3 protein-coding genes and 1 pseudogene are annotated in these 2,244 nt (G+C 68.7%); 2 read left to right on the forward strand and 2 right to left on the reverse strand.

Translation table 11 applies throughout. The annotated features are described in order from the left end of the window. Positions 1 to 139: ectoine synthase (locus AC2VON_RS15055; RefSeq protein WP_486953674.1), on the forward strand; the 139-nt coding region annotated here is incomplete at its 5' end. Continuing rightward, on the forward strand, positions 136 to 1,035 hold the full coding sequence (thpD, locus tag AC2VON_RS15060) for an ectoine hydroxylase (RefSeq protein ID WP_486953672.1): 900 nt from the start codon (positions 136 to 138) through the stop codon (positions 1,033 to 1,035). The genes AC2VON_RS15055 and thpD, both read left to right, overlap by 4 nt. A gap of 32 nt (positions 1,036 to 1,067) precedes the next feature. Here thpD and AC2VON_RS15065 read toward each other — a convergent pair whose 3' ends face one another. Beyond that, the gene (locus tag AC2VON_RS15065; protein ID WP_486953673.1) at positions 1,068 to 2,078 is read right to left on the reverse strand and encodes a 3-isopropylmalate dehydrogenase; all 1,011 of its coding nucleotides are present in this window, start codon (positions 2,076 to 2,078) and stop codon (positions 1,068 to 1,070) included. An 82-nt stretch (positions 2,079 to 2,160) separates the two neighbouring features. Next, positions 2,161 to 2,244, reverse strand: a pseudogene (locus AC2VON_RS15070) (hypothetical protein); the annotation flags it as partial.

The following is a 2,244-nucleotide window of genomic DNA, read 5'->3' on the forward strand; positions in this document are numbered from 1 at the left end:
CGACGGCCACGAGCACCACCGGGTGCGGGCTCGCACCGACCTGCGCATGGTGTGCGTGTTCACCCCGCCGGTCACCGGCCGGGAGGTGCACGACGAATCCGGCGCTTACCCGTTGATCACCGAGGCAACGGCGCCGTGACCGCTACCGTGACCGACCGCCACGACCGCTACCCCACCCGCAGCGACGGCACGTTCGGGATCCAACCGCGCCACGATCCGGTGGTGTGGGCACCCGACGAGCTGGGCGGCCCGCTCGACCCGCACTCGGTCGACCGCTTCGACGCCGACGGGTTCCTGGCCGTCGAAACCCTGCTGGATGCCGACGTCGTCGCCGACCTGTGCGCCGAGTTGGACAACCTGCGCACCGACCCCGGACTCACCCACGACGAACGCTCGGTGCTCGAGCCGGACAGTCGCGAGATCCGCTCTATCTTCGAGGTGCACAAGGTCAGCACGGCGTTCGGCGCGCTGGCCGCCGATCAGCGGCTGGTCGGACCGATTCGCCAGTTGCTCGGTTCGAATGTGTACGTGCACCAGAGCCGGGTCAACTTCAAGCCCGGATTCAACGGCCAGGAGTTCTACTGGCATTCCGACTTCGAGACCTGGCACGCCGAAGACGGCATGCCCGCCCCGCGCGCCATCAGCGTCTCGATCGCGCTCACCGAGAACCTGGACTGCAACGGATCGCTGATGATCATGCCCGGCTCACACAAGTGGTTCGTGTCCTGCCCGGGTGAGACCCCGCCGGAGCATTACCGCTCGTCGCTGCGGCGTCAAGAGATCGGCACCCCAGACAACGCGAGCCTGGCGTGGTTGGCCAACGAGCGGGGCATCCGCCAGATCACCGGCCCGGTCGGATCGGCGGTGTTCTTCGACAGCAACTGCATGCACGGGTCCAGCAGCAACATCACCCCGTACCCTCGTTCGAACGTCTTCATCGTCTACAACAGCGTGGAGAACACTCTGGTCGAACCGTTCAGCGCGTCAACTCCGCGACCGACGTTCATCGCCAGCCGCACCTTCGATCCGGTGTAGAGCGGGATCGTCCTCGCCGGCAGGCGCGCGGTTCAGAGCAGCCCCAGAATCCGGTCGCCGACCGCGCTAGTCGACAGCTTGGCGTCCCCCCTGGTCGCCAGGTGCCGCTCGACGGCCCGGTCCACCCGCGCGGCGGCCGCGTCCTCGCCGACGTGGGCCAGCAGCATGCCCACCGAGATAATCGCGGCCGTCGGGTCGGCGATTCCCTGCCCCGCGATATCGGGGGCACTCCCGTGCACCGGCTCGAACATCGACGGGTTGGTCCGGGTGGCGTCGATGTTGCCGCTGGCCGCCAATCCGATACCACCGCAGACCGCCGCGGCCAGATCGGTGACGATGTCGCCGAACAGGTTGTCGGTGACGATCACGTCGAACCGCCCAGGGTCGGTGACCAGGTAGATGGTTGCAGCGTCGGTGTGACAGTAGGCGACCTCGACGTCGGGGTAGGCGGCCGCCAGCTGCTGTACGGTGCGCCACCACAGGTCGCCGGCGAAGTTGAGCACATTGGTCTTGTGCAGCAGGGTCAGGTGTTTGCGCCGCCGCTGCGCCCGGCCGAACGCGTCGTGCACCACCCGACGCACCCCGTAGGCGGTGTTGATGCTGACCTCGGTGGCGATCTCGTACGGGGTGCCGCCGCGGAATATGCCGCCGTTGCCGCTGTAGGGGCCCTCGGTGCCTTCCCGTACCACCACCAGGTCGATCCGTGGGTTGCCCATAAGCGGGCCGGTCACCCCCGGGTACAGCCGGGCCGGCCGCAGGTTGACGTAATGGTCCAGCGCGAACCGGGCCTTGAGCAGCAGCCCGCGCTCCAGCACCCCGGACGGCACCGACGGATCGCCGACGGCGCCGAGCAGGATCACGTCGTGGGCGCGCAGCTCGTCGAGCACCGAGTCGGGCAGCACCTCGCCGGTGGCGTGATAGCGCCGTGCCCCCAGGTCGTAGTTGGTCTTCTCGGTGCCCGGCAGCACAGCGTCGAGCACCTTGACCGCTTCGGCGATCACTTCCGGGCCGATGCCGTCACCGGGGATGACGGCGAGTTTCACGGCGCCGCTCCTTCGCTGCGTCCCCCGCAAGCCGGAGGTGCCTCCACTGCATCGTCGCCGGCGGTCACTTGGCGCCGCTCCTCCTCATCGCTGCGCTCTGCATCGTCGCCGGCGCGTCACTTGGCGCCGCTCCTCCTCATCGCTGCGCTCTGCATCGTCGCCGGCG

Source organism: Mycobacterium sp. TH-M82, assembly GCF_057473605.1.